The organism is Bradyrhizobium sp. DN3 (assembly GCF_041357655.1).
GTDB lineage: Bacteria > Pseudomonadota > Alphaproteobacteria > Rhizobiales > Xanthobacteraceae > Bradyrhizobium.
Genome location: NZ_JAULLN010000006.1, coordinates 57955 through 77524 on the forward strand (window position 1 = coordinate 57955; position 19570 = coordinate 77524).

Sequence of the window (19570 nt, forward strand, 5' to 3'; positions counted from 1 at the left end):
TTCATTCGCGGTCCGATTTGCAGGCTTATGCGGCTATCTTGCCGATGCCAGCGCCGCAGTCCGATTGTTCCAGCAAAGTCCAGGTGTTTTAACGCTTCGTTAATCCTCACGGCCGCTACCGGTCCCAGTCCGCATGCTGAATCGCCATTTCTCGATCTATCTCGTCGCCTACATCCTGCCGGCGGCGGTGGGGTTCTTCGCGGTGACGGCCTACACCCGGCTGCTGACGCCGGCGGAGTACGGCGTCTATGTCGTCGGCATCAGCCTTGCCGGAATCTTGGGCGCGGTCTTTTTCGCCTGGATCAAGCTGTCGGTGTCGCGCTATCAGGCGATGTCTGCGGAGGTGGATTTTCGCGGCACGGCCATGGTCGCCTTTGCGCTGACCGCCGCGGTTCTGTGCGCCACCACTCCACTGGTGTTCCTATTCCGCAGCGACGTCAGCGTCGAGCTGCTGCTCGCCAGCATGTTCGTCGCGATCATGGCCAATGCAGTCGATGTCGGCCAGGAGTTCGAACGCGCCAAGCTGCGCCCCTACCGCTTCGCGGCGATCTCGATCGTGCGCAGCGTGGCGAGCGTCGGCTTCGGCCTCGCCGGCATCTGGCTCGGCTGGGGTGGATTGGGGCTGCTTGCGGCATTCGGCCTGGGCTCGCTCACCGGCATCATCCTGAATCTGGTCGGTGACCGCACCAAGATCGCGCGCTTCCAGCGCAGCCAGTTCATGCAACTCGCGCGCTACGGCCTTCCGTTGACGCTGGCCGGGCTTTCCGTTGCGGTCTACTCAGCCTGCGACCGCCTCATCGTCGCTTATTTGCTAGGCACGGATGCCGCCGGCATTTTTGGCGTCGCCGCGGACCTGCCGCGCCAGTTCATGGTCATGATCGCTTCCAGCGTCGCGGCGGCCACCGTGCCGCTGGTGTTCCGCTCGTTGTCCGAGAAGAACGATGCGGTGACGCGGGAGCGGCTGACCGAGAGCCTCGAGCTGCTGCTCGTCGTCGTCGCGCCGGTCGCGGTCTGGCTCGTGCTGGCGGCAGACCAGGTCGCCGGCACGCTGGTCGGCGTCGACTTCCGCGCCGGTGTGTCCGCGCTGCTGCCGACCCTGGTGCTCGCGCGCTTGTTCGGCATTGCCAATCAGTTCTATGTCCAGATCAGCTTCCAGCTCGCCGAACGGCCCTTCATGCTGGCGGCACAGTCCTTTCTCACGCTGGTCGTCAGCGTCGTCTTGATGTTCGCGCTGGTCGCTGGCTACGGGCTCTACGGTGCGGCGCTGGCAACCTTCGCGACCGAGGCGATCGGTTTCCTCGTTGCCGTCGTCCTGATGCATCGCGCCCACCCGGTCCCGTTCGACCTCAACCGCCTCGCCGCTGTTGCCGCTTCCGCTGCGGCGATGGCGGCCGCGATCCTGATCGCGCGATCGCAAACGGGCGGCACCGGTCTCGGGTCGCTCATCGTCGTGAGCCTCGCCGGTGGCCTCGTTTACGCCGCCGCGGCGTGGCTGATGAACGTTGCGAACGTGCGAACGTTGTCACTGCGCCTCCTGCGCACGTTCAATCGGAAGGCGCTGGGCGTCTAGTTGTGCAGTGGGCGTGGTCGCCGCCAGACGCCGGCCCCGGGCGGCCGATCCGGACATTCTGCCGCAGCGATCGAGGCCAGCTTCGGGCCAGCTTCGGCCGGAGGCCGCCTTCCGCCTGTGCGAACCGTCATATATGAGAGATTGTCGCCGGAACGTGCCGAATCTCGCCACAGAGGGAACGTAAGGCGGCTGCGAATTCTTAAGTCAAAGATCGCAATTTGACATTTGAGCGACACCGGCAGACTGGCAGTTCGACCGAGGATGGCATGAAAAACCGATCGACGACGGCGCAATCCACCGGGGCGATGCGGCGTCGGGGGCCTGCCGGGATCATTGCGCTTGCGGCAGTGGCCATGTTTGCAGCGGTGGCCCCGGCGACCGCGGCCAAGCAGCCCCGCCAGGCGGCCGAGGCGGTGGCGCCGCGCGTGGCCGGCGAGCCAATCATGGCGATCGTGTCGATCAAGGGCCAGCAGGTCACCTTCTACGACGCCGACGGCTGGATCCTGCGCGCGCCGGTGTCGACCGGCACCACGGGACGCGAGACGCCGGCCGGCGTCTTCGCCGTCATCGAGAAGGACAAGGACCATCATTCGACCATGTATGACGATGCCTGGATGCCGAACATGCAGCGCATCACCTGGAATGGCATCGCGCTGCATGGCGGGCCGCTGCCCGGCTATGCCGCCTCGCATGGCTGCGTGCGGATGCCGTTCGGCTTTGCCGAGAATTTGTTCGAAAAGACGTATATCGGGATGCGCGTGATCATCTCGCCGGACGATGCGGTCCCGACCGAGTTCTCTCACCCCTCGCTGTTCATGCCGAAGCGGGAGGCGATGGCGGCGGCGCCGAGCCGTGCCGACAAGCTCTCCGTCGAGGCCGAGGAGGCCACGAGGGCCGCCGACGAGGCCAAGAAGGCCGCATCGGCAGCGGCGAAAGAAGCCGCCTCGCTCCCGGCGGCGCTGCGCAAGCTGGACCAGCAGAAGGCCCGCGCTGACGCCGAGCTCGCCTTCGCCGACAAGTCGCTCACGAACGCAAAGACCGATCAGGCCCGCGCCAAGGCCGAGGAGCTGAAGCAGAAGGCCGCCACCAAGGCTGCGGATGCAGCGACGCAGCTCGAAGCCGCCAAGGAGGCCGCGCAGCCGAAGCGCGACGCCGCTGCCGCCACCAAGGAGGCCGCCAAGGCGGCGGCGACCAAGAAGGCCGACGCGGTGAAGGCGGCGACCGACGCAAAGCTCGCGCTCGAGCCGGTCTCGGTCTACATCAGCCGCGCGACGCAGAAGCTGTATGTGCGGCGAAACACCCATAAGCCGGCGCCCGACGGCGGCGGCGAGGTGTTCGACACCAGCATCGAGGTCCCCGTCACGATCCGCAATCCCGACCTGCCGCTCGGCACGCACATCTTCACGGCGATGGCGAAGACCGATACGGGTCTGCGCTGGAGCGTGGTCACGATTGAAAACGGCGACGGGGCGAGGAACGCGCTCGACCGGATCACCATCCCGCAGGAGGTGCTCGACCGCATCGCGCCGACCGCGTTGCCGCGCTCGTCAATCATCATCTCGGACGAACCGTTGAGCAGCGAGACCAATTACCGCACCGAATTCGTCGCGGTGCTGAGCAACCAGCCGCAGGGCGGCTTCATCACGCGCAAGCCGACCGCGCCTGCCATGATCGCGAGCGATGACGGCTGGGACAATGGCGGCAACGGCTTCTTCTTCTTCCAGCAGCGCGACCCGTATGTGCAACCGGTCAATCCGCGTCGGCAGCGTGGCCAGTACCAGTACTATCAATCGACGCAGCCGATGCAGCGGAATTGGTGGTAAGCGGGCGCGCCACCGCGCCGGGGCCGTACGTGATGGACGCCGAAGTCATCAGATACGGCGCGCCGTGATCACTAGCGCTTGGATCTTGGCTTCGACCGGCCCTGACCCGTGGCGGATTCGGATCGCCTCGGCAACGGCGTCGGTCGCAGCCTGAAGCTTGCTCGCATCCCGGGCTTCGATCTCGCCACGTAGCGGCGTTCCCTGACAGTATGCGATCGCCACGTGGCCCGCCGTTGGCGCGCGGCTGATGGCGGCCCGCGTTTCGATCGAGACGTTGCCAAAACCTGCGCGTTCGAGATCCGCTCGGATGATCGTCTGGTCGAAATAGCCGTGCGGTGTCCGCGCCATGAAACGAGGTGGATCATCGGGAAACAACTTGCCGAGCGCCATCGTTGCATCGTGGGCGAACACGTTCTCCTCGATGCGGTCCCAGACATTGAAGAGGAACATGCCGCTCGGCTTCAAGACGCGCCTTGCTTCTGAGTGGCCCTTGACGCGGTCCGGAAAGAACATGGCGCCGAACTGGCAGCAGACCACGTCGAACTCGGCGTCGCCGAAGGGAAGAGCCGATGCATCCGCCTGGCGCCAAGTGATGCGAGCATCGTCCGCCTGACGCTGCGCTGCGACCGCGAGCATCGGCTCGTTGAGGTCAGTCGCAACATAGCGGACGCCGCGTGGCAGCGCCGCTGCCACGGCGCGCGTCACCGCGCCGGTGCCCGCCGCGATTTCGAGCAACACGGAGGGAGAGAGTGCAGCGACGCGTCTTGCGATGTCGTCGGCATACTCGGCGAAGATCATCGGGACGAGATATTCGTCGTAGAGTTTTGGGACCGAGCCGGCGAAAACCTTGTCAGTGTCGGACATGCTTGCCTCGCTGAAGCTTTGGACACGAGATCCAAGCTAGCACGGATCGCCACGTCACCGCGCCAGCAAAGATGTGAACCACCGGCTCCTGCGTCGTCCTATGCCGTGCTGTTCTTCCCGTCGGACGAGAGCGTCTACGTCACCGCGCAGACGCGCGCAGTCGACAGCGGTTTGAGCGGGATCTGCGGCCGGCAGCGTCCTATCGCGCGTGCGATCGCGCGCGACAGATGAGATGGTCGAGCGAGATGTGCCCGGGTCCGTAAGCCATCAGGGCGAGTGTCATGGCCGCCCAGGTGAGGTGAATCGGCCAGCCGTCGGGCACTGTGAGCTCGACGATGACGGTCATGAACAATAATCCGAGCGCGGCGAACCGTGTGCCGAGACCCAGCACCAGCAGGATCGGAAACATGATCTCGCCACATCCCGACAGAAAGGCCAGCACCGTCGGCGCAGGAAAGTGATAGGGCCCGCCGGGCAGATGCAGCATGAACTCGTCGCTGAACAGCGTCACCGCGGTGTCGTTGAGTCTGAGAAAGCCGTCCCACTTGAGAATGCCCGAGCGCCAGAATGGAACGGCGAGCGCCGCGCGCAGCACGAGCTGAACGAGCGAGGGCGCGGCAATCGTCCGTATCAGATCGTTGGCCTTGTCGAACAGCAGCCCGAGTGATGGCAGGCCGCTTCCTGCGGGCATGTGTTGGTCGGTGATCATCGTGCGTCTCCGAGAGCAAGCGAAGTGAACGCGCCAGCCTCGATCAGGCCGGTGATGTTGGAAGCGAGATCGAAATCGGGGCATGCATCCAGCGCCGACGCAGCGGCCCCGCCGAGTGGCTCGCCCGACGCCAGACGTTCGGCAAACACTGCGCCGCCGGGCGGAAGGCGCCGCACCATGACGTCGAGTTCGGGCCGGGTGATCAGTGCGTCTTCCGGCGTAGATGCGTCGATGCGCTCAAGCGGTGCGTCGTCGCGGTTGGCGGCAAAGACCGTCACCGCCGAGAATGATGAGCGTACGATCCGCAGCGCCGGATGCGGGATGAAGACGAGATCGGCAAGTCGCTCCGGGGCGACGGCTGCGAGCCCGGCGGGTGACAGCGGCGCGGCGTCCTGCGCATGGTAGGCATCGAGCCAAGCCCGCTCGATGCGGGCGACATCGGCAAGCCAGGGCATTGTCTGTGCGTACTCATATCGTGCGATGAAGTCGGCAAACTCGCGGCCATATTCGAACAGCAGCGGGGAAGTTGGTGGGCTGCTGCGGATGTGGAAGCGCGCCATGGCACGGAAGAAATCAGGACCGGTGATGCGCTGCACCGCCGGATAAATTGCAGCGAGCGCGTTGATCAGACTCACCGTGACATTGTTGCGGTAGACGGCGTAGCGCTTGCCGGCGGCCTTGCCGTTGGGACCCGCCACGATCGCAGGCGCCGACCGCGCGGGGTCCAGCAGGCCCCGCGCAAAGGCGGCGGCAAAGGATAGATCCTGCTCAGGCGGCATGACGGTCTCCCACCAGCACGGCCGGGCCGTAACGATCCAGAATCGCTTGTGCTGCGGTGGCTTCCGCCTGCAGGACCGGCCAGTCCGGAATCATGCTATCCCATTCGATCAGCGTCGGCACGCCGCCGCGGCGCCGGATGACGATCTCGTAGAGCTTCCACACGGCATCCGCGACCGGGCCGTCATGGCTGTCGATCAGCAGCAGGTCGCCTTCGTCGTCCGCCTGCTCAGCATGGCCGGCGAGGTGGATCTCTCCGACGCGCGACAGCGGAAACTCCGCGAGATACTCAAGGGCGGAAAATCCGTGATTGGTCGCGGATACGAAGACGTTGTTGATGTCGAGCAGCAGCCCGCAGCCGGTGCGTTCGGCAATGGCGCGGATGAAATCGGTCTCGCTCATCGACGATTCGCGAAAGGCGACATAGGTCGACGGGTTTTCCAATAGCAGCGGACGGCGGATCGCGTCCTGCACCTGGTCGATGTGGTCGCAGACGCAAGCCAGCGTCGCTTCGGTGTAAGGCAGTGGCAGAAGATCGTTGAAGAAGCTGGTCTCATGCGTCGACCAGGCAAGATGCTCGGAGACCAGCGCCGGCTGGTAGCGAGCGACCAAGCCTCGAAAGCGGGCCAGATGCGCCTTGTCGAGCGGCTGGGGTCCACCGATCGACATGCACACGCCGTGCAGCGACAGCGGATGGTCGCGGCGGATCGCCTCCAGCGCGCGATGGGGCGGGCCGCCCGCGCCCATGTAGTTTTCGGCGTGCACCTCGAAGAAGCTGCGTTGCCGGTCCGCGCTCAGGATGGCCTGGAGGTGCTCCGGCTTGAAGCTCGTCCCGGCAACGCCGCCGATGGGAGCGGAGTAGCGGAGTGGCACCGCAGACACGTCGGGCACGATTGCCGTCGTCATGGTCTCCTCCGCTTTTCCATGTTGTCGTGGGCGCGACTCATGCGTTAGACCGGCTTGAGCGAACCCTTCTTGCCGTTCGGCAGCTCGATGCTGGCGCAGGTGCCGCCCTGCACGAACTTCCAGGCGTTGCCCTGGAAGTCGACGGTCGAGGTGCCCTGGCAAGTCGTGCCCGGCCCCGCCGCGCAATCGTTCTGGCCCTTCAGCGCGACGCCGAAGCATTTTTCCTTCTTGGCGGCGATGGCCGCATCGCCCTCCGCCTTGGTCAGCGGGCCGGCGGCGGCAAGGGTGGCGAGGGCGGTTGATACCGCGCCGGCGAGAACGATCGACGTGACGACATGCTTGGCAGACATCGGAGTTTCTCCTGTTCGAGATAGCATCGCCCGCGGCAGGCGAAGGCGCATGATCTGCTTCGCTCCGTGCGCAGCCCGCGTTACCGCGAAGCTGCTCACGAATCCGTGAGACCGTTTGGATCTGGCGCACCACAGGTGCGCCTGGGTCAGGATTAGCGGGCATGCGGCCGTTCAAATCCAATGCCTTGGCGCTATCGAGACATTAGCGGGAGAGCATTGGCTGCGATCGATTGGGCCTGCCAGAGGTAATGAACGGCGGAAGCCTGCGTAGAGCAATGATAGGAGCCGTGCCCGGCCGAAGGCGGAAACAACCATGAACGTCGATCCCGGACGGCAGCTTCGCGCGATCGCCAGGCTGACGGTCAGCATTCGCCTGGCCGTCTCGGCCCTGGTCCTGGCCGCGATCCTGCTGACCGCGGCGCTGTCGAGCCTGTTGTGGTGGCGAACGGCGGAGGCGACCAGTCGGCAGCTTGCCTCGACTATCAACGAACAGATCGTCGCGGCAGTCCGCAAGGAGGTCTCGGCTATCGTCGACGAGGCGCGCGCCGCGCACACGGCAATCCGCACCCTGTTCCTCCAGAACGTGCTCGACACCCGCGAGGCCGACAAGCGCGAATTCGTGTTCCTCTCGCAGTTGCAGTCGCAGGCGACGATCTCCTGGGTCGCCTTCGGCTGGCCGGATGGTTCCTTCTTCGCCGCGCACAAGCTCGGCGATCGCCGTCTGGAGATGATGGAGATATCGCTGACCGACCATGCGGGCCAGCGGCGCGTCGACGAGTATGACGTCGTGCCCGGCGATATCGAGTTCGCCAATCGCCGTTTCGAGCCGACCGAGTTTCGCGTCGCCGACCGCGCCTGGTTCGAGGCCGGGCTCGCCGCCGAGGAGCCGCAATGGTTCAGGGTGATGGACCATCCCACCGGCGAGCGGCCGTCGATTGCCTTCGCAGGTCCGATCGACGTCTATCAGGAGCGGCAGGGCGTGCTCGCGATCATGATTGAATATACGCGGCTCGCGCGCTTCCTGTCGCAGCTCGAGGTCGGGCGGACGGGAACGGCCTTCATCATCGATGATAGCGGTGAGCTGGTCGCCGCACCGGATAAGGACGCCGACGAGCTGCATCCCGCCAAGGGCGATACCAAGCTGCTCCCATTGGCGCGGCTGGCGCTTGCGACGGCAGGTGACGAGGGCCGCAAGCAGGCCTCGCGCAGCCGGCTGAATTTCGCTGGCGCCGCCTATGAAGTCGCGCTCGCGCCGCTGCCTTTTCACGGCTGGTCGCTCGCCACGGTGATCCCAGAGGCCGAGTTTCTCGGGCCGGTCGAGGCGACGCTGCGGCGCCTGATCCTCGGCCTCGCAATCGGCGCCGTGCTCGCGGCGCTGGCATCGGCAATGTTGGCGCGCTCCGTCATTGCCGCGCCGCTGTCGCGTGTCGTGGGCGAGCTCCGCCACGTCGAGGCTTTCGCGCTTGAGCAGGTCCGCCGCCATCCGTCGCGTCTCAAGGAGATCGCGAGCCTGTCGGGCGCGATCGCCGAAATGGCATCCGGCCTCTCCGCGTTCCGCAAGTTCATCCCGGCCGATCTCGTCCGTTCGCTGCTGCGCCAAGGCGTCGAGGCCAAACCCGGCGGCAGCATTCAGGTGCTCAGCGTGATGTTCATCGATATCGCTGGTTTCACCGGATTGTCGGAGCGGCTCGGCGACCGCGTGGTGCCGCTGTTGTCGCGCTACCTCGACCTCGCCTCCGAGGTCATCGTCGCCAATGGCGGCACCATCGACAAGTTCATCGGCGATGCCGTGATGGCATTCTGGGGCGCGCCGCAGCCGCAGTCCGACCACGCGCTGCGATGCTGCCGCGCGGCACTCGGCTGCCGGAGAGCAATCGACGCCTCTGGCCTTGCCGATGATCTCGGCCAGCCGCTCCAGATCCGGATCGGCATCAATTCCGGCCGGATGCTGGTCGGCAATATCGGTTCGGAGCTGCGCCTGAACTACACCGTGATCGGCGACGCCGTGAACGTTGCCAGCCGTCTCGAGGGCGCCAACAAATCCTATGGCACGCAAATCCTGATCGGCGAGGCAACCGAACGTCTGGCCCGCGGCGCCATAATCACGCGCGAGATCGACAGCATTGCCGTGTACGGACGCGAGGAGGGATTTTCTGTCTACGAGCTGATCGGGCTCGTCGGGGAGGATGGCGTCGGCAACGAACCCCCCGCCTGGGTCGGTCACTACGCGCGGGGCCTTGCCCATTACCGCGCACGCCGGTTTACTGCCGCGCTCGCCGATTTTGAAGCCGTGCTGTCTGAGCGCGGCCGCGATGGTCCAGCCGAGCTGATGCGCGAGCGCTGTCGGAAATTGTCCGCCGCTGCACCCGATGACTCCTGGCGTCCGGTCGCAGCGTTGACGACGAAGTAGAAAAAGCGCTGGTCAACGAGCCGACCGGCGGACTCCGACGCGAAGGTCTGATGGCAGGCGCGCGGAATCGGCGCGCGTCATTTGCCAAACCGGTTGGCAAAGTCGATCCATCACGGGCATGATGCGGACATGAAAACAACGCTGCTCAAACCCGAACACTACACCCGCTCGCCCTGGAAGAATGGCGGCGGCATTTTCACCGATATCGCGGGTGCCCATCGCGCTGGCGCGCCCGTGAAGGACTGGGACAGCCTGCTCTGGCGCTTTGCCAGCACACCGATCGTGGCGCCGGGTCCGTTCTCCCATATGCCCGGCATCGACCGGCTCCAGATGGTCGTAGGCGGGCGCGGGCTGGTGCTGAAGTCGCCCACGCAGGAATTCGACGAGCGCGAGCCGTTCACCACCGTGCGTTTTTCTGGCGAGCTCGCGATCGTCACCGAGCTCGAGGCGGGTCCCGTCGAGGTCGTGAACCTGATGGCGCGGCGGGGTGCGGCGGAGATCGAGCTCGAAGCGCTCAGGGAGCCCGGCGATCGATCGTTGTTTCCCGGCACGCATCTGGTTTACGCGGTTCGGGGCGATTGCAGTATCCGTCTTGGCGACGCGCATTTTGCCATTCCTGGCGGCGGCACGCTGAAGATCGAAGTCACCGAGCCATCGCGCCTCGCGCTTGCATCGGGTCTGGCGGTGCTGGGATCGATCCGGATCGTCGGCTAGACGGCGACTGACCCGCCGAGCCGCTGCGCACAAACCGGGCAACTGGCCAGGTTGACGCCGCCGCGTCGGAGCACGATATCTGCTCGATGCAGACCGCCGCTCAAAGGGGCAGGATATGAACGCGCCGACAGACAACAACGCCCCTACGCAAGCCGACAGCGTCGTCGACTGGCTGACCAATGGCACGCGCGATGAGCGCTTCGTCGACAATATCTTCGCACAGATGTGCATCCGCCTCCAGCAGGCGGGCATCCCGCTCAAGCGGTCGACGCTTCACATCCTGATCCACCACCCGCAATGGCTGGGGGCCCGGATGATGTGGTCCGACGGGATGCGGGAGGCCGAGATTGCATTGGTCGACTATGACGTGCGCGAGCGGTCCGAATATATCGGCAGCGCCGCCAACGAAATCCATGACGGCGCCGCCGAGGTGCGCGAGCGGCTCGAGCAGGATTCCTCGCTCGGCCGCAAGCACGCCCTCTATGACGAGATGCGGGCACGAGGCCTGACCGACTATGTGGCCTGGCCGCTCTACCACACACTCGGGAAGCGCCATCTCGTCACCTTCGCCACCGATCGTCCCGGCGGGTTCGACGATGCGCACATCGCGGGCCTGAAGAAGCTGCTGCCGGTGCTAGCGCTGGTCAGCGAGATCCGCGTCAAGAACCGGCTGGCGCGCACGCTGCTCGAGACCTATGTCGGCTCCCATGCCGGCGAACTGATCCTGGCCGGTGCCACCAGGCGCGGCACCGGCACAACGGTCCGCGCCGCGATCATGATCTGCGATCTCAGGGATTTCACGAAAATCTCCGACAACTGGCCGCGCGACGACGTCATCGATCTGCTCAACGACTATTTCGATGCGATGTCCGAGCCGATCGCGCGGCATGGCGGCGAGATCCTCAAATTCATCGGCGACGGCCTGCTCGCCATCTTCCCGCTCAGTCAGCCCGATGCCTGCGCCAACCTGCTGCATGCCGTGACCGAAGCCCGCAAGGCCATGGCCGCGCTGAACGAGCGCAACAACGGGACCGGCCGCGCGCCGCTGAATTATGGCATCGGCGTCCATGTCGGCGATGTCATGTACGGCAATATCGGCTCGACCAGCCGGCTCGACTTCACCGTCATCGGCCCCGCCGTCAACATGGCTTCCCGCCTCGAGGCTCTGACCAAGCAGCTGGGACGAACGGTGCTGCTGTCGCGCGCCTTCGCCGAGCTGGTGGAGCGGGAGTTCGAGCTGGAGCACGTCGGCCAACACGAGGTGCGCGGCTTCAGCGATCCCATCGAACTGTTTGCGTATCAGGGGTAACGGCGCGCGGAAGACCGGCGACGTCGTCGTCATAGATCTCCATGTCGTTTCGGGGGGCGGGCTGGCCTGAATGGTCGCGCCCGCAACGGCCGTGGTCGTGATCGCGCCTGCCTGGTCGTTGCGTTTCCGAGATCGAACGAAAATTCGGACCCCGCGATCTGGCGCGTTCTGGCCTGGCGCATCGGTTGCGCAAACGGGACGTTTGGCCGCCCTCATGCGCGGGGCCGCTCGTCGTGCGGATGGGCAATCGAGAGCGCCTTGTTGAAAGAGATTCCCGCGCAAGACCCGTAGGCTGGTTTCGTTGGCGGCCCAGACGACGAATGCCGCCCGCTTCATCGGAACCGCGCGAGGGCGCTATGACGCTTCAGATGTCACGACGAGGCAAGCAATATATCGAAACGGCGCAGAGCCTGCTGCGCGCGGCGCGGAGCATGACGGACGAGGTGGTTGCGGCGCGGTTGAAGATGCTGGCTGAGGACTATCAGCGGCGCGCCGAAAAGGCTTCGAGCGTCGATGCGGCGAGGGCGTTGGCGCGCTCGGCCGCCAGAGCCGAATACGACTGGTCGAAGGAGCTGGCATGATCAGGATCATTGCCGTGCTCTGTCGTCTCTCCTCTCCGACGGACTGTCATGAACAGGTCGTCACGACCTCGGACTTCGCCGACGTGACGATGCAGTCCTGCCTGATGGGCGCGCCGCAGCTCGCCGAATGGATGACGCAGCATCCGGCCGAACGTCTGGCCGCATGGCGCTGCACGATCGGCAGGCAGGGCGGCGGCAGAGGAGCCTAGGATGCGGGCTTAGATCCCGGAGGGCGGAGTGGCGGGAGTCTTGTTGCCAACGTTGGATTGTAGGGCTACGTTTTGCCGAAGGTCCGCCCAAACGGTCTTTGGCCGCTCGTTCATGCCAAAATTCCTTCGCATCGGAGTCCATCAGTCCAACGTTTCCGGATACACGTCGAAGGCGTGGTGTGTCAGGCGCGTCGGCTCGGCAGTCTTCCTGAAGTGGGGCGCCGTCGAGGTGCAGGGCGCCGGCGACGGGCGCAAAGTCTACTGGTCGCGATCGCCGCAGCAGAAAACCGTTCGTTGTGGCACGGCGCAACGTGCCATTGATTACGCAACGGCGGCGATCGCGCGGCGTCGTAACCATCGCTACGAGCCGCTGACCGGACCCATCGCGCTGCGGCGCCGATCCGCCGAGCGCGGCACCGAGCTCAAGCAGGCGCTCGCCACCATCCTGATCGTCGATATCGTCGGCTCCACCGCGAAGGCTGCCAAGCTCGGCGATGTGCGCTGGACCAAGGTGATGGGCCATTATTACGCTGCGGTCCGCAAGGAGCTGAAGAGCTCGCGCGGCAAGGAAGTCGTGACCACCGGCGACGGCGTGCTGGCGACGTTCAAGAAGCCCGCCGCCGGCATCAGTTGCGCGACCGCGATCCAGAGGGCCGTGCGCACGCTCGGCCTCGAGATCAGGGTGGGCCTGCACGCCGGCGAATACACGATCAGCGGCGGCGAAATGGTCGGTCTCGCCTTCCACATCGGCACTCGCGTTGCCGCGAAGGCGCGGGCGGGGGAGGTTTTGGTGTCGAGCGCGGTGAAGGAGCTGGTTTCGCAGCCCGAGATCCGGTTCAGGGATCACGGCGTGCATCAGCTGAAAGGCGTGCCGGAGCGGTGGAGGCTGTGGCGGGTGGAGGGGTGAGTTCTCAAACGCGTCGGCACGGCCGTCGGCTAAGAGGGTCGCAGAGGCAGCGAGGTCATCGCTTCCAGTTGCGCTGTTCGCGTTGCTAACCCAGCGAGCAAGCTCTTGTGCAGCCGATCCTCGGGTTCGAAATTTCGCGCGAGCCTTCGGACGGTCTCGACAAATCGCAAGCGATAAGTCGCCGCCCTGTCGACGTCTCCGTGCTTCGCGAAGATCTCGGCGGCCGTGCCGTACACCCGCCACGAAGCAATCGGGAAATCGGCGTCGTCAACGATCTCCAGCGCGCGGGAGAGGTGCGGCAGAGCGTCCCCCGAATCGCCCAGACCAAATGCGATGCGCGCGAGCAGCTCGTGGGCCTTGGCCAGGTGATTGAGATCGGGCGCCGATGCGACATAGTCGTGCAGCTGGCGTGCCCATCTGCGAGCCTGGGTAAAGTCGCCGATCAGCAGGCAATATTCGCCGAGACAATGATACACCTGCGTTGCGGCGGTAAACTCGATGTCGATGCCTTCTTCACGCCTGCGGCGCTCAATATCATCGAATTGCTTGCGAGCTCCCAACGGATCATTCAGGCCGACAAACGCCTTCGCAAGGACGGCCCGCTTGTGGAAATATGTGGACTGATCGCCCACCAGAAGACTGTCGTCGACGCTTTCGCAGAGCTCCCGGGCTCCCTCGAAATCCATCGCTTCGACATGCAACCACGCAAGCGTCAGCCGGCACAATGCGCTGCTGGGATCGTTCGCGTTCCTGACAGCCAGTTCGAGGCCGGCCGTGATTTCGCGCTGTAATTCGCGCCACTCGCCGAGATGAATGAGCGCGATCGACTCAAGGACATTGAACAGGACGAACGTGTAAACGTCGCCAACCATGCGCGCCAGCCGCTTTCCCTCCGTGCCGGCGCGGCGGCATTGCTGGTACCGCGATCTCCAACAATCAACGATCCCCGATATTCCATGACGCCGGATGAGGATGCCATAATTGGTCGCGCTGGCGCTCAACTCGATCGCCCTGTCGCAGAGCGTGGCGTCCTGATCCCGCCAGCCGTTGAGGAACAGGTTGATGCTGGCGCTGCTGCCCTGGGCCAGGGCCTTGAATGTGTCGTCCGCAAGCGCCTGGCTCCGTGACAATACATCATCGGCTGCCTCGAGACAGGCGTGGCGATCGACCCGCAGCCATAAAGAGCTCACGGCCATGAGACCGTTGAGCTGCTGCTTGATTTCGCCGACCTGTTCGGCGCACGCAATCACATCCTGGAGATCACGGATCGAGCCGACGAGGTCGCCACCCGAACGGAGAGCCAGGCTTCGTTGCCGCAGAAGCGCGATGCGGGTTGAGAGTTTGTCGGCAGCATCGAAGCGGTCGAGTATGCCAAGCGCGCGGGTGAGATAGCTCGCGGCCTCGGCATGGCCGAGACGCTTCATCGAGCTCTGTGCCGCTTCTCCGAGGTAGCGCAACGCGCTCGGGAAGTCGCGACCCTGCTCGAAATGAAGTGCAAGCTCTGGCGCTATTTCGCCGGTGCGGCCCGCATAGGCCTCCTCCAGCCTTTTGCCCAAGCGCTTGTGTGCCTGCGCGCGATGTCCAGGTGGGAGATTCTGATAAATGACGTTCTGATAGAGAATGTGACGGAAGGCGTAAGTGCCCGAATAAGTTCCATCGGGCCATTCGGAAACACCTGAACGAACAAGGATATGATCCTTCCGGATCAACGCTTCGATGTCCCGTTCAACGTCGATGGCATCATCGGATAGGCCGGCTGCAACGACAGCTGCAGAAAATTCTTCGCCGGCAACGCTGGCGACATCGAGCAGGCGCCGTTCGTTGTCGGTAAGGCGTTCGAGTTCATGGCCGATCATCTTCAAGAGGCTGTCTGGAATGCCGTCTCGAGCAAATGCGTTTTGTGACGACAGGCGCCATCTGCCGTCCACCTCGACGATCCATTCCTGGTCGATCAGATGCTTGAGCAGTGACGCAACGAACAGCGGGTGCCCCAACGTTCGCTCGAATACCGGCTTTGATAGGGTCGAGGCCAATTCGGCGTCATGGAAGCGCAATGCGAGATAGTGCCCGACCTCCTGGGGCGACAATCGATCGAGGTGCAATTCGCTGCAGCATCCATGAATCTGGAGATCCTGGTGCAGGCGGCGGATCGGATGCCCACCGATGGCGCTGTCCGCCGGCCGATAAGAGCAGAGGACCAGCACGCGTGCCTCACCGTTCCCGCGCGCGAAACGAGACAGCACGTCGAGTGTCGCGAAGTCGCTCCAATGCAAGTCTTCGAGAACAATCACCCAGGGGCGGCCGGCGCTCAGCGCTTCGAGGAGATCGCAAAACTCGCGCAGCATCCGCTCACGCGTCGCGCCGAATACTTCATTCTGAAAAGCCGCGCGTTCCGATGCGTCGATCGCGCCTGGCAATTGCAGCAGCCAGGTGGGCGCGTGCGTGCGAACAGCCGAAATCAGCTCGGGACCGTTCGTTCGATACCTGTTCACCAGGGCATCGATGAGCGGCAGAAACACCTCATCTGTTCCGAACCGTTCGGTACAGCGCCCATAAAGCAGATCGAAGCCCTGTTCGGTCAGCCGCTCGATGGCTTTGGCGATGAACGCCGTCTTGCCAATTCCGGCTTCGCCCGTGACAAAAGCCATCTGCCGTTTGCCGGACAATACGTGCCGGACCATCTGGTCGATCATCCCGAGGGGGGCTGTTCGGCCGACCACCAGGGTGGAGGTTTCGAGCTTCAGAGGCGCGACTGCGCCCTCGGCCTCCCTCGGTGCTTCGCGCACAGCGCCGATAAAGCGGACGCCTTTGCGCGGTAAAGTCTTGATCAGCCGTTGCGCCTCGCCGGAATCGCCTATTCCCGTACGAGCTGCGTTGATGCGGGTCGTGAGCGCTGACTCCGAGATGATGCGCCCGCCCCAAATTGCACTGATCAGATCGTCCTTGGTCACCACCCGGGCGCGGTGGCGGATCAGATATTCGAGGAGGTCAAAAACCTGAGGCTGCAACGGAATCGCACGTCCGTCACGGCGCAATTCCCGCTGGTCGGTGTCGAGTACAAATTCGTCAAATAGATACAGCAAAACAATGCCTTCGGAGGTGCGCGCGAGGCGGATATTCAACCGGTACACCGGCCCGAAATCAAGCATACCCTTCAAAATCAAGGAAACGATAAGAACAAATTAAGCTCGCCTCAAAGCGCGGCGCGGCGTCCCGTTCGATACTCCAGCCGTATCCAGCCACTCACACAAGGTGTTCGTGTCATGCGCTTGGAAGAAAGGGCGCCGCGTCTCACTCGCATGTTCTATCGGTCGTTGTTTCACAAGATGTTTCAGTCGATCGCGGCATCATCCGTACCAGCATTTGACAGCAGAGCTTCAACCAGAAGCGATGCGTTATTCTCAGCGAATTCGTATGCCGCCTCCACGGGTTTTTCTCGAAAAGAAGACTGGTTTGGGCGCCTCCTTCAAACGCTCCACCATTCGCGACGGCTGCAGGCAGGGCGCACCCTTCGACACTATCATCGTCTGATCGACAATACGTGGCACCAGTTTGCCTCTCGGTCAGATATTGGCGGAGGTGACAATGTCGGTCAGTGACGAGTCGTTCGAACGCAAGCTTCTGATTTCGGCATTGAGCGAGAATGCGCTGCTTGCAACGATCGCCATCTGCTTTGTCATTTTGCACATCCTTGCAGCCACGATGTTGACTTCGACCGGCCAGAGCGATGCCGGAGCAGCGCCCGAGCCGCCCGGACTGTCGTCGGAGGACTAATCGCAAGGTCGCCACTCCAGGATGAAAGATTAGCTCATGGGCGACATTGCGTCGTTTTGCCTGCTCAGTATCGCAGTGTTTTGCGGCGCGTTCGTCTCGGGCCTCGCGGGCTTTGCCTTTTCGGCGGTGGCCGGCGCGATTCTCCTTCACGTTCTCCCGCCACTGGAGGCGGTCCCGCTGATGATGGCCTGCAGCATCACCGTGCAGGCCACGGGTCTTTGGGCCTTGAGAAAGAGCATCCGCTGGAAACAGAGCTCGGTACTCGTCGTTGGCGGATTGCTTGGCGTTCCGATCGCCGTGTGGTTGCTGCAAGCCGCTGACGCACGAATCTTCAGGGAAAGCTTTGGTCTCGCGGTCGCTTGCTATGCGGCCTACACGTTATTCCGGCCGGTGCTTTCTCATCGCTTGCAGATGAATGCGGGACGCAATGCATTAATCGGCTTCGGCGGAGGCTTTGTCGGCGGGTTGACGGCAATGCCGGGTGCAATACCGACCATATGGTGTGACATCCACGGGGTGCCAAAAACCGAGCAGCGCGGAATGGTTCAACCCTTCATCGCCGCCATGCAGATATTCGCCCTTGTTCTTATGCTGATCCGAAAAGATCTGTCGACAAAGGTCCTGGTTGACTTCGCAGTCAGCATCCCGGCGCTCCTCGCAGGAACGGCGCTCGGGATTTAATGTCTTTCGCTGCGTCAATGACGCGCTGTTCCGGCGGATTATTCTCAGCATCTTGCTGGTTTCGGGACTGTTGCTGGTATTTTAGTTCCGACGCCGCGCCTCCGGTTGCAACGGCAGCCGTTGGAGCGCTCGCACGCGCTGATCCCTAAAGGAAGCCGGCGCCATCGATTTCTTCAACGCGATCTATGGAACCATGGATTCGACCCGTGGCTTGGCCGAGGAGAATATTCCCGGCATGGACTCGCGTCTCGTACCCTGGGTCAAGCCGATCGGGGCGTTTCGCCGTGAAGTGGGGCTGCGAAAACGCTTGACAGCCGACGAAATACTTAACATGTTAAGTATATCCACCAATACCCGGGATTGAGGCCATCGGAAGGGCGATGCCGTTCGTCCCTGGATTCGCGAAAAAAAGGTGGAGGTCGCTGCCCGCGTGCGGCGCTGCAAAAAGGGAGTGAACCGTCATGTCCAAGCTGCAGGAAAATATCGTCAAGGCCGAGCGCCACCTTGCCCGCTTCAGAGAGACGGGCGTGCTCAACCGCATCGGCGGTGAAGACGTCCCGGCTGCGGACAATGCGACTTTTGAAACGATCTCTCCGGTCGACCTGAAGCCGCTCGCCAAGGTATCGCATGGCAAGGCCGCGGACATCGATCGCGCCGCGAGGGCGGCGCAGGCGGCCTTTCCGCAATGGGCCGAAACATCCGGCGATGCGCGAAAGGAGCTGTTGCACAAGGTCGCTGACGCTATCGTCGCCCGCGCTGAAGAGATTGCGTTCGTCGAGTGCATGGATACGGGACAGTCGCTGAAGTTCATGGCCAAGGCCGCGCTGAGGGGAGCCGAGAATTTCCGCTTCTTCGCCGACCGCGCGCCCGAGGCGCGCGACGGCAAGTCGCTTCGCACCGCCGGTCAGGTGAACATGACCACCCGCGTGCCGATCGGCCCGGTGGGCATCATCACGCCCTGGAATACGCCCTTCATGCTGTCGACGTGGAAGATCGCGCCGGCGCTCGCAGCCGGCTGTACCATCGTCCACAAGCCCGCCGAATTCTCGCCGTTGACTGCACGTCTGCTGATCGAGATCGCGGAGGAGGCCGGGCTGCCCAAGGGCGTCTGGAATCTCGTCAACGGCTTTGGCGAGGACGCCGGCGAGGCGCTGACCGAGCACCCGCTCATCAAGGCGATCGGCTTCGTTGGCGAAAGCCGCACCGGATCGATGATCATGAAACAGGGCGCCGATACGCTGAAGCGTGTTCATTTCGAACTGGGCGGCAAGAATCCGGTGATCGTATTCGCGGATGCCGACCTCGAACGCGCCGCGGACGCGGCGGTGCTCATGATCTACTCTCTCAACGGCGAACGCTGCACCTCGTCCTCGCGTCTTCTCGTCGAGGCGAGCATCTATGACAAGTTCACGGCGATCGTTGCGGAGAAGGCCAGCCGGATCAAGGTGGGGCATCCGCTCGATCCCGAGACCGTCATCGGTCCGTTGATCCATCCGGTTCACGAGAAGAAGGTGCTCGAATACGTCGAGATTGGTAGAACGGAGGGCGCCAAGATTGCGACCGGCGGCCGCAAGATCGACGGTCCCGGCGGCGGTTGCTACGTTGCGCCGACACTCTTTACCGGCGCCAACAACCAAATGCGCATCGCGCAGGAAGAGATCTTCGGGCCGGTGCTGACGGCGATCCCGTTTAGGGATGAGGCCGAGGCCCTCGAACTCGCCAACGACGTCCAGTATGGCCTCACCGGATATCTCTGGACTGCCGACGTCACCCGTGCCTTCCGCTTCACCGACCGGCTGCAAGCCGGCATGATCTGGGTCAATTCGGAGAATGTTCGTCACCTGCCGACGCCTTTTGGCGGTGTGAAGAGCTCGGGCATCGGACGCGACGGAGGAGATTGGTCGTTCGATTTCTATATGGAGACAAAGAACGTCGCGTTTGCCACCACCGCGCACAACATCCAAAAATTGGGCGGCTAAGCGGTCC

At 63.7% G+C, this 19570-nt stretch carries 16 protein-coding genes and 1 pseudogene; 11 read left to right on the forward strand and 6 right to left on the reverse strand.

Annotation, left to right across the window (positions count from 1 at the left end):
* The first annotated feature begins 133 nt into the window (after positions 1-133).
* Together AAE027_RS11135 and AAE027_RS11140 are read left to right on the forward strand one after the other, a co-directional pair.
* Positions 134-1570, forward strand: coding sequence for an oligosaccharide flippase family protein (locus AAE027_RS11135; RefSeq protein ID WP_370988058.1), 1437 nt, complete (start codon positions 134-136; stop codon positions 1568-1570).
* 266 nt (positions 1571-1836) lie between these two features.
* Complete coding sequence (locus tag AAE027_RS11140) at positions 1837-3393, forward strand: L,D-transpeptidase (protein ID WP_370988059.1); 1557 nt, start codon at positions 1837-1839, stop codon at positions 3391-3393.
* Between the two features lie 48 nt (positions 3394-3441).
* On the opposite strand, the gene AAE027_RS11145 is transcribed toward AAE027_RS11140, so the two are convergent.
* From AAE027_RS11145 to AAE027_RS11165, 5 genes are all read right to left on the reverse strand, one after another.
* Positions 3442-4257 carry a class I SAM-dependent methyltransferase gene (locus tag AAE027_RS11145; RefSeq protein WP_370988060.1) on the reverse strand — a complete coding sequence of 272 codons (816 nt, stop codon included), beginning with the start codon at positions 4255-4257 and terminating at the stop codon, positions 3442-3444.
* A gap of 199 nt (positions 4258-4456) precedes the next feature.
* Positions 4457-4966, reverse strand: a complete 510-nt coding sequence (locus AAE027_RS11150) for a DoxX family protein (protein WP_370988061.1) — start codon at positions 4964-4966, stop codon at positions 4457-4459.
* Entirely contained in the window at positions 4963-5745 is a 783-nt protein-coding gene (locus AAE027_RS11155) for an HvfC/BufC N-terminal domain-containing protein (protein ID WP_370988062.1), read from the reverse strand. The genes AAE027_RS11150 and AAE027_RS11155 overlap by 4 nt, the downstream gene beginning before the upstream one ends.
* Positions 5735-6649, reverse strand: a complete 915-nt coding sequence (gene bufB, locus AAE027_RS11160) for an MNIO family bufferin maturase (protein WP_370988063.1) — start codon at positions 6647-6649, stop codon at positions 5735-5737. Before bufB ends, AAE027_RS11155 begins: the two co-directional genes overlap by 11 nt.
* A 44-nt stretch (positions 6650-6693) precedes the next feature.
* Positions 6694-6999 carry a BufA1 family periplasmic bufferin-type metallophore gene (locus tag AAE027_RS11165; RefSeq protein WP_370988064.1) on the reverse strand — a complete coding sequence of 102 codons (306 nt, stop codon included), beginning with the start codon at positions 6997-6999 and terminating at the stop codon, positions 6694-6696.
* Between the two features lie 313 nt (positions 7000-7312).
* On the opposite strand from AAE027_RS11165, the gene AAE027_RS11170 reads away from it, so the two are divergent.
* The 6 genes from AAE027_RS11170 (at position 7313) to AAE027_RS11195 (ending at position 13129) form a co-directional block, all read left to right on the forward strand.
* Positions 7313-9409, forward strand: coding sequence for an adenylate/guanylate cyclase domain-containing protein (locus tag AAE027_RS11170; RefSeq protein ID WP_370988065.1), 2097 nt, complete (start codon positions 7313-7315; stop codon positions 9407-9409).
* Between the two features lie 129 nt (positions 9410-9538).
* The gene (locus AAE027_RS11175; RefSeq protein WP_370988066.1) at positions 9539-10123 is read left to right on the forward strand and encodes a HutD/Ves family protein; all 585 of its coding nucleotides are present in this window, start codon (positions 9539-9541) and stop codon (positions 10121-10123) included.
* 115 nt (positions 10124-10238) lie between these two features.
* Complete coding sequence (locus AAE027_RS11180) at positions 10239-11432, forward strand: adenylate/guanylate cyclase domain-containing protein (RefSeq protein WP_370988067.1); 1194 nt, start codon at positions 10239-10241, stop codon at positions 11430-11432.
* A 356-nt stretch (positions 11433-11788) separates the two neighbouring features.
* A complete protein-coding gene (locus tag AAE027_RS11185; protein WP_091884134.1) occupies positions 11789-12013 on the forward strand; it encodes a hypothetical protein in 225 nt (74 codons plus the stop codon).
* Positions 12010-12222 (forward strand): hypothetical protein, encoded by a 213-nt coding sequence (locus tag AAE027_RS11190; protein ID WP_370988068.1) that lies wholly within the window; start codon positions 12010-12012, stop codon positions 12220-12222. The genes AAE027_RS11185 and AAE027_RS11190 overlap by 4 nt, the downstream gene beginning before the upstream one ends.
* Positions 12223-12334: 112 nt before the next feature.
* A complete protein-coding gene (locus AAE027_RS11195) occupies positions 12335-13129 on the forward strand; it encodes an adenylate/guanylate cyclase domain-containing protein (RefSeq protein ID WP_370988069.1) in 795 nt (264 codons plus the stop codon).
* Positions 13130-13158: 29 nt separating this feature from the next.
* Here AAE027_RS11195 and AAE027_RS11200 read toward each other — a convergent pair whose 3' ends face one another.
* A complete protein-coding gene (locus AAE027_RS11200; RefSeq protein WP_370988070.1) occupies positions 13159-16278 on the reverse strand; it encodes an ATP-binding protein in 3120 nt (1039 codons plus the stop codon).
* Between the two features lie 436 nt (positions 16279-16714).
* Between AAE027_RS11200 and AAE027_RS11205 the strand changes: the two genes are divergently transcribed.
* From AAE027_RS11205 to hpaE, 3 genes and pseudogenes are all read left to right on the forward strand, one after another.
* The gene (locus AAE027_RS11205; protein WP_370988071.1) at positions 16715-16903 is read left to right on the forward strand and encodes a hypothetical protein; all 189 of its coding nucleotides are present in this window, start codon (positions 16715-16717) and stop codon (positions 16901-16903) included.
* Between the two features lie 36 nt (positions 16904-16939).
* Positions 16940-17669, forward strand: a pseudogene (locus tag AAE027_RS11210) (sulfite exporter TauE/SafE family protein).
* A 376-nt stretch (positions 17670-18045) separates the two neighbouring features.
* Positions 18046-19563 carry a 5-carboxymethyl-2-hydroxymuconate semialdehyde dehydrogenase gene (gene hpaE / locus AAE027_RS11215; protein WP_370988072.1) on the forward strand — a complete coding sequence of 506 codons (1518 nt, stop codon included), beginning with the start codon at positions 18046-18048 and terminating at the stop codon, positions 19561-19563.
* Positions 19564-19570 lie beyond the last annotated feature (7 nt).